General features: G+C 67.4%; 7 protein-coding genes. All 7 read right to left on the bottom strand.

The features are described from left to right. Positions 1 to 99 precede the first annotated feature (99 nt). Positions 100 to 1,122 (bottom strand): ABC transporter substrate-binding protein, encoded by a 1,023-nt coding sequence (locus QZV84_RS10765; RefSeq protein WP_292829305.1) that lies wholly within the window; start codon positions 1,120 to 1,122, stop codon positions 100 to 102. A gap of 25 nt (positions 1,123 to 1,147) precedes the next feature. Next, positions 1,148 to 1,963 (bottom strand): ABC transporter ATP-binding protein, encoded by an 816-nt coding sequence (locus QZV84_RS10770; RefSeq protein ID WP_292829307.1) that lies wholly within the window; start codon positions 1,961 to 1,963, stop codon positions 1,148 to 1,150. Further along, positions 1,960 to 3,003 carry an iron chelate uptake ABC transporter family permease subunit gene (locus QZV84_RS10775; protein WP_292829309.1) on the bottom strand — a complete coding sequence of 348 codons (1,044 nt, stop codon included), beginning with the start codon at positions 3,001 to 3,003 and terminating at the stop codon, positions 1,960 to 1,962. The genes QZV84_RS10770 and QZV84_RS10775 overlap by 4 nt, the downstream gene beginning before the upstream one ends. Further along, entirely contained in the window at positions 3,000 to 3,977 is a 978-nt protein-coding gene (locus tag QZV84_RS10780; RefSeq protein WP_363331908.1) for an iron ABC transporter permease, read from the bottom strand. Before QZV84_RS10780 ends, QZV84_RS10775 begins: the two co-directional genes overlap by 4 nt. A 32-nt stretch (positions 3,978 to 4,009) precedes the next feature. Then, positions 4,010 to 4,954, bottom strand: a complete 945-nt coding sequence (locus QZV84_RS10785; protein ID WP_292829313.1) for a siderophore-interacting protein — start codon at positions 4,952 to 4,954, stop codon at positions 4,010 to 4,012. A 238-nt stretch (positions 4,955 to 5,192) separates the two neighbouring features. Then, positions 5,193 to 5,861: a HEAT repeat domain-containing protein gene (locus tag QZV84_RS10790; protein ID WP_292829315.1), complete on the bottom strand. Its 669-nt coding sequence runs from the start codon at positions 5,859 to 5,861 to the stop codon at positions 5,193 to 5,195. Positions 5,862 to 6,249: 388 nt separating this feature from the next. Next, entirely contained in the window at positions 6,250 to 6,819 is a 570-nt protein-coding gene (locus QZV84_RS10795) for a dihydrofolate reductase family protein (RefSeq protein WP_292829317.1), read from the bottom strand. Positions 6,820 to 7,042: the final 223 nt, after the last annotated feature.

The raw sequence follows: 7,042 nt of genomic DNA on the forward strand, positions 1-7,042 counted from the left end.
CTAGGTGCGAAATCGCCCGCGCCGCCGCCGAAGGTGGGTACGAGGTGGTCGAAGAACCCCGTATGAGCGGGAAGGCCCGCCAGATGGCGTGCGCGGGTGTCAGCCCTTCGCTACGGCTGTCGCCTCAGCAAGCTTCTCGACAAGCCAGGGCAGCGACCAGGGCAGCGTGAGGGCGGTGGGGCTCACAGAGTCCTCCTCCTCGACGCCGACCGCCGCGGCGACGGCTCCCGCCGCGACCGCAGGAATCAGCCGACCGCGCTCGGACGAGAGGAACTCGTCGAGCGTGGCCTGATCCTCGGCCTGCGTGAAGATGACCTCGGCGTCGATCTGGTCGAGGTTCTCCGCGCTCACCGTCGTATAGAACGTCGCCTCGCCCGCGTCCAAAGCCGCCACCGATTCGGGCGTCACGAATCCGAGGTCTTCGAGCAGCTCGACGCGTGCATCGGCTGGCAAATACATGTACATCGTGTCCACGTCATCGTCGATATACGCGATCGTGATGCCGGCGAAGCCGGGGTTCGCAGCGGCTGCCTCTTCGACCTGGCCGTTGAGGTCGTCCAGGAGCGCGGCAGCCTCGTCATCCATGCCCAGCGCCGTGCCGGTCTCGGTGATGACGTCGCGCCACGGGGTGGCCCACAGCGCCTGTTGCGGTGCGACGACCGGAACGCCGGCTCCGGTCACGGCGTCGTACTCCTCCTGCGAGAGACCCGAGTATGGGGCGATGAGCACGTCGGGGTCGGTCGCGAGCAGTTCCTCGACTGAGAGCTCGGCCGAGTCCAGCAGCACGGGAGTCTCGCCGTCGAGGTCTTGGATCGCCTCCTGCACCCATGGTGTGATGCCCGTTGCGGGGGCTCCGAAGGTGTCTTCGGTGATCGCGACCGGGACGATTCCGAGGGCGAGCACCGCGTCGGTGGCGCCCCATCCCCACGTGGCGACGCGCTCGGGCGCCGCTTCGATGGTCGTTTCGCCGTAGAGGTGCTCCATGGTGACGGGGAAGGCGTCGGGGGATCCGGCCGCGTCGCTAGTGCGCGTTGTTTCAGGGGTCGACGCGCAGCCGGCGAGCACCAGTGCTCCGACGGCGCCTGTGGTCAGGAGGGCGGTCAGACGTGTCTTTCGAAACATGCTGTGTTTCCTTTCTTGGGGTTGTTCAGGCGGTGTCGGCGCGGGTATGTGCGCCGCCGGGGACGGGAACGATCAGCGGTGCACCCGTGAGCGGGTCATCCATTACGAGCGCATCGAGCGAGAACGCCTCGGCGATGACCTCCGCGGTCAGCACGTGGGCGGGTGGGCCGTGGGCCACAACGCGGCCATCGCTCATGATGACGAGGTCGTCGGCATAGCGGGCGGCGAGGTTCAGGTCGTGCAGAACGACGACGATCGTGGTGCTCTCAGCCCGGTTCAGCTGGATCAGCAGGTCGAGAACTTCGATCTGGTGACTCAGGTCGAGGAACGTCGTCGGCTCGTCCAGCATCAGGATGCGCGGCGTCTGGGCGAGCGCCATGGCGATCCACACCCGCTGACGCTGCCCGCCGGACAGGTCGCCCACCGGACGGTCGGCGAGACCGGCGACACCGGTCTTGGTCATGGCCTCGTCGACGAGACGCGAATCCTCGGCGCTCCATCGTGAGAACACACCGCGGTGCGGGTGGCGGCCGCGGGAGACGAGTTCGGCGACGGTGATCCCGTCGGGAGCCGTCGGCTGCTGCGGCAGCAGACCCACGGTCTGCGCGAACTGGCGTCGGGGAATGGTTGCCACGTCGATGCCGTCGAGCCGCACTGTGCCCGCCTCCGGTGCGGTCAGGCGCGCGAGCACCCCCAGCAGCGTGGACTTGCCCGAGGCGTTGGCCCCGATGATCATTGTCAACCTCCCGGGAGCGATCTGCAGGTCAAGGTTCTCGATCACTCGGCGGCCGGGATAGCCCGCGGCCAGGCCGCTCGCGCTCAGGAGGGGGGCAGCGTTCACAGCTGGCGGCCTTTCGACGTGGCGAGGATCCAGAGGAGGAAGACGGCGCCGATCGCGCCCGTGACAACACCGACGGGCAGCGACAGGTCCGGGATCGCGAACTGCGCGACGAGGTCGGCGGCCGCGAGCAGTGCCGCGCCGGTCAGCGCACTGGACCCGATGCCGATGGCCCCGCGGCCGAGCAGCGGGCGGGCGATCGCCGGCGCGCAAAGCGCGATGAACGAGATCGGGCCGACGAAGGCGCAGGTGACGGCGGTCAGCAGGACAGCGGTCAGCACGGTCACGAATCGGACGGTCGAAGAGCGTACGCCCAGTCCGGCGGCTGTGGGCGGACCGAGCTGGGTGATGGGCAGCCAGCGCGCCGATGTCAGCACTCCCGGGATCGCGATCAGGGCGACGACGCTCACAATCAGCACCTGCCACCACGCCGAGGACGAGAGCGACCCGGTGATCCACACCAGCGCGGAAGCAGCGAGTTCGACCTTCGCCCGCACCATCAGGTACCCGACGATGGCGACGCTGAGGAACGAGACCCCGATACCCGCGAGCACGATGCGGAATCCGCCGTCGCCGGTGCGCCGTCCGGCGAGGAGCAGCAGACCGGCCACCAACATGCCTCCCGCAAATGCGGCGATGGCGAGCACGGGGCCGGTGATGCCGAGGATGAACAGCACGAACACGGCGGCGACACTGCTGCCGCCGCTGATGCCCAGAAGGTCGGGGCTCGCGAGCGGATTGCGCAGCAGCGCCTGCAAGAGTGCTCCGCCCACCCCCAGGCAGGCGCCGGCGACGACCGCCATCACGACCCGCGGCGCGCGTACCTGGAACAGCACATATGCCTCGATGCGCTCGCCACCCCCCGTGAGCGTGCTCCAGATCTGCACCGGCGAGAGCGGGTAATCGCCCAACGACAGGGCGACGACCACAAGCACGATCACGATCGCCGTCAGAGCAGCGACCACCACGGCACGTCGCCGGCGCACCTGGCGGCGCACGTCGTCGACGCGTGCGAGGGCGGGCGACGGTCCGGTCAGGGTCACAGCGCCACCTGCTTCTTGCGCAGCACGAGCGCGATCAGGACGGGCGCGCCCACGAACGCCACGACGATGCCCGCCTGCACCTCGCCCGGAGGCGCGATCACGCGACCGAGCACATCGGCGATGAGGAGCACGGTGGCCCCCATAGGCGCACCGATGAGCATCAGACGCCGGTAGTCACCCCCGACGACGGCACGCAGCGCATGCGGCACAAGCAGACCGAGGAACACGATCGGGCCCGCGATCGCGGTGGCCGAACCGCACAACAGCACAGTCGCGATCACTCCCAGCGCGCGGGTCCGAGCGATGTTCTGGCCAAGGCCAGATGCGGTGGCATCGCCCAGTGCGATGAGATCGAGCCCGCGTGCACTGCTGAACGCAACGATTGCGCCGGCGACGATGGGAATCACGACGATCACCACGGTGTCGAGGCCCCGTGCTGTCAGGCCGCCGACCGACCAGTAGCGGTACACGTCAAGCGCCCGGATCGAAGTGGTCAGGATGAGAGTGGTCACCGCGGTAAGACCGGCCGTCACCGCCGCACCCGTGAGAGCGAGTTTCGCGGGGTTGCCGCCGTCGGGCCCCCGTGTGCCGATGAGCGCGACAACGATCGCCGCGCCGGCCGCGCCGGCGAAGGCGAACCATACGAAGCCGCTGGGCACACTCACTCCAAGGAGGGTGATGGCGGCAAGAACCGCGACCGAGGCGCCGGCGTTGATGCCAAGAAGGCCAGGGTCGGCGAGCGGATTGCGGGTAAGCCCCTGCATCAGCGTGCCGGCCAGCGCCAACGAAGCACCAGCGAGCACGCCGATGAGGGTGCGCGGGATGCGCTGGCTGAGCACGACGATGTGGTCGTTGTTCGCCGGATCGTACGCGAAGAGCGCTTCCCCGGCGGCGGCAGGCGAGATCGGGCGCGCACCGATCAGCAAGCTCGCCATGATCGCGACCGCCAGCAGCAGGAGCGCTCCAATAGCCACGATCCGGGTGTGTCGTCCCCGGCCCGTCGCACTCATCCCTGCCGTTCGGACTGCCCGTTGCGCCAATAGCCCATGAAGGCCACGCGCTTCCGATCGACGCCATGGGTCGTTACCAGCAGTCGGCGCAGTGCCTTCACGGTCGCCGCCTCGCCGGCCATCCACGCGTAGAAATCCCCGTCCACGCCGTCGGGGCTTTCCCACAGCAACTCCCTGTCGACGTCGATGTCGGCCACCACTTGCGGCGCCGGCGATGCGGCCCGCATCAGCAGGTCGCCGGATGCCGCGCACCACTGCTCGAGCGCGGTGGTCAGCCGCGCGCCGTGCTCGGCGCCATCGCGCGCAAGCCACGAGACCCGGAACCGTTCCGGAACCTCGAGCAGAACAACATCCGCGCTCGTGGGCACCTCGATCAGCGCGTCGACGTCATAGGCGTCGCCGATCGATTCGAGAATCGAGCCGATCGCCGGAACGGCCGTCTCGTCGCCGGCAAGCAGCACGCGGCGGGCGGTACCGGGGTGCCAGTCCAGCCCGAGGTGCGAATGGGGGCTGCGCTCATCGGGACCGACGATCACGATCTCATGACCGGCGGCGGCGTTCGCAGCCCACTCACCTGCGGGTCCCGCATCGAGGTGCACGACGAAGTCGACGTCGATCTCGCGCGCCATTGGGTCGACGTTGCGCACCGTGTAGGTGCGCAACGGGCTGCGAATCCCGGTGGGAACATCGCGCCACCGCTGGTACCACTCGCCTGTGGCGATCGCGTCATCGTCGCGCTGACCGATGTCGCTGATCGATCCGTCCGCCAGCGGCAGGATCAGCTTGATGCGCTGGTCAAGACCCGAGGTGCCGAAGTGCTCGAAATCGGGAGATGTGAAAGTCACCCGCACGAATGACGGCGTGAGCCGGCGCACTGCACGCACCTGAGCGCAGTACGGCCGATACGGGGGACGTTCAAGCGCCACGGCGGGATGAGACATTCCGTTAGGATAGCCTTACCTTAGTCTCGGTTCAAGTCGCGACATCGCGTTCACCCTTCCCTGTGATGCTCAGTGCGACCTGTTGCCACCGCGAAGGAGTCGCACTGTCCAAGCCACGAACGAGTTCCACCGTTCGGGGCGGGTCCGTCCGGTCGGAGTCAGCAGCCTGATCCGGTCGTCGTGGCGCAGCATCCGTGTACTGGTGCCGACCGCTGCGCCACTTCACCGCTGAGCATCGTTAGTCCCGTGTCGGCGCCGCGCGAAGTGCGACGACCCTCTTCGCCTCCTCAACGGCCGCGTCGAATGGCTCCTCGGGTGCGTCCATGATGGTAAGCGTCGCGAGCGCGTGCGTGCTGATGGTGTCGTCGCCGGAAGCGACCGCGAGCTCGACGACCGGCTTCGCGTTCGGCCCGATCGTCGCGAACGCGCGGCTCAGACTCCGCTGCGTGTCACGATCCCCGCGCCCGAACTGCGACGCCAACTGAGACGCCAACTGTTCCTCACCGCCCACCGGCACCAGCCCGGCAGCAGTGCGCCACGCTGCTCTCGCCACCTCGGGGTCGCTGTCACGAAGGAGAGCGGGTGTGACGGCCGACCACGTGTCCGGGTCGGCCATCTTCGACAGCGTGTGCAGCGCCTGACTCCGGGCCTGTCCGATGTCGGACTCCAACTGCGCAAGCAGCGCGGCAACCGTGTACGCGCGGTCATGCCGAGTGAGCGCCCATGTCAGCATGTCGCGCACATAGAAGTCCGGCTCGACCTCGCATCGCTCAACCAGTACGTCGATGAATCGATCGTCGGGGCGCGTGCCCGCGGTCAGAGCGGCCTGCAACCGCTCTGAGGCATCCGCCTGCCACAGCGCGGACCGCAACCGATCAACGCCGTCCCGTGCCTGCACATCACCCACTCGTCAACCTCTCGATCCATTGCATTGCACATTTTGTCATCGTGGCAAGCCCCTCTCCGCATGCCTGTCGACACGTTGGCGAGAAGAGTCTTCAACACCGAAGCCTCGTGGGTCATGCACGAGTCGACCACGTCTGGTCTCACCTCAGCGACGTCCCGGAAACGTGCAAGCGTGAGAGCCACCACGGGATTGGGAATGCGGCGGCGACATCGTTCTCGCTCTGTTTCCAGCACTCACTCGGAGATGTCCGACCGACGGCCTCGGAGTACGGTTGCCACGAGTAAGTTGTCCGCGATGGACGTTTCGTCCGCCGAACGGACTAGTCCAGCTGCGATGCAGAGAATCCTCGTTTCGTCGCGAGGTATCCGACCTGCCATGACGACTCCCGTCAAGCCGTTGCTCGCGTGGGCCGGTACCGCAACGCGACCGCACCTGACCGGAACTCATGGCGATCAACAAGCTCGAGCTGGATACGGTCGCGCAGACCGGCGAGCAACGTCGGCCCGTGTCCGGCAATGACCGGCTGCACAAGGAACTCGTACTCGTCGATCAGTCCCAGATCCGCCAGTGCCAGGGGGAGCGTCACACCACCCACCCACAGGCGCTCACCTGACTCCTGCTTGAGCCGCCGAACCGCTGGCCCCAAGTCTCCTCGCACCAGTTCGGCGTTCCAATCAACCCCGCTCAGCGTGCTCGATACGACGTACTTCCTCGCCCGGTCGATGGTCTCGGCGAACGGAACCTCCCAATCGTCCATCCAGTCAGGCCATCCGCCCGTCGCCGGCTTCCGCCACGCCGACTCCATCATCTCGTAGGTCACCCGGCCGAACAGCAAGGCATCGGCTCGTGCCATCTCGGTCGCCCAGTACCGCATCGACTCCTCGTCCGGCGGCGGCCCCGCCTCGTGATGACAGGAACCGTCGAGCGTGACATTGATCGAGTACCGAAGTGATCTCATCTCGGTGCCCTCCCTCGCGGATCGGTGTTCTCCCTGCCCTGAGAGTTCGTCTCGTCCAAGAACCACATCGGTACCTGCATGCCGACCACCCTAACGATCCGGCGAAATGTTCCGATGAACATGACGCGGACAACTCCACCGCGAAACGGACATCTTCCACGGTTCCTCCAACTGAAGCCGAACGCGGAAGATCGCCTCCGGCGGTGCGGGTCGGGTTCGGGTC

Source organism: Microbacterium sp., from assembly GCF_011620715.1.
Lineage (GTDB): Bacteria > Actinomycetota > Actinomycetes > Actinomycetales > Microbacteriaceae > Microbacterium.

Bases quoted from the DNA above. Each gene is read 5' to 3' on its own strand.
- QZV84_RS10785 (WP_292829313.1), bottom strand. From the start codon at position 4,954: ATGTCTCATCCCGCCGTGGCGCTTGAACGTCCCCCGTATCGGCCGTAC.
- QZV84_RS10795 (WP_292829317.1), bottom strand. From the start codon at position 6,819: ATGAGATCACTTCGGTACTCGATCAATGTCACGCTCGACGGTTCCTGT.
- QZV84_RS10765 (WP_292829305.1), bottom strand. From the start codon at position 1,122: ATGTTTCGAAAGACACGTCTGACCGCCCTCCTGACCACAGGCGCCGTC.